The organism is Vibrio sp. 10N.286.46.A8 (assembly GCF_041470165.1).
Classification (GTDB): domain Bacteria; phylum Pseudomonadota; class Gammaproteobacteria; order Enterobacterales; family Vibrionaceae; genus Vibrio; species Vibrio tasmaniensis_A.
The window spans coordinates 1-599 of the sequence record NZ_JBFRLX010000284.1 but is presented as its reverse complement, the minus strand read 5'-3'; the positions used below and the strand labels follow the sequence as shown (position 1 = coordinate 599).

Sequence of the window (599 nt, the reverse complement as noted above, 5' to 3'; positions counted from 1 at the left end):
GACGGTGATGTTGTGATGACGGGCACTCCGAAAGGTGTTGGAGAGGTACATCAAGGTGATATTTTCCTTGGTCGTCTAAAGTGTGGCGAAACCACTGTGATTGAGATCGAGTGGGTAGCACGTTAATTAGTCTTTTGTATTTAGTTAATAAATTGGCTTTACTGTTCATTGGTGGTGTTTAATTCGATTAATTTAACACCTAGCAACTGATTGCATCTGGAAGGGTGTTAGTAATTGATATAAAATTCGCCTCCATTTTTATCAATACTGAAACCCATGATCGATTTAACCATCCTACCTGTTTACCTGACGGCCGTTGTAGCTCTTCTCCTTTTACCAGGCCCTGATATGTTACTCATCGCAAGCTCAAGCATGAGCTATGGCCGTAAAGTCGGTGTGTTTGCGAGCTTAGGTAATGCGACTTCTGGAATTATCCTGACAGTATTGGCAGCAATGGGCGTTTCAGCATTGATTGCGATGAGTCCAGTGGCTTTAAAAGCCCTTCATCTATTAGGCGGTGCATACTTATTAAAGATGGGGTGGGATTGTCTTCGAACAGAACAGGGCAATGCGCCTGAGTTAAGCGACAACCGTGCTGC

The 599-nt window shown here is 43.7% G+C and carries 1 protein-coding gene and 1 pseudogene; both read left to right on the top strand.

Annotated elements, in window-relative coordinates; genetic code table 11:
- Positions 1 to 126 (top strand): annotated as a pseudogene (locus AB4232_RS21450) (FAA hydrolase family protein); the annotation flags it as partial.
- A gap of 150 nt (positions 127 to 276) precedes the next feature.
- On the top strand, positions 277 to 599 hold a 323-nt coding region (locus tag AB4232_RS21445; protein WP_372087964.1), incomplete at its 3' end, for a LysE family translocator.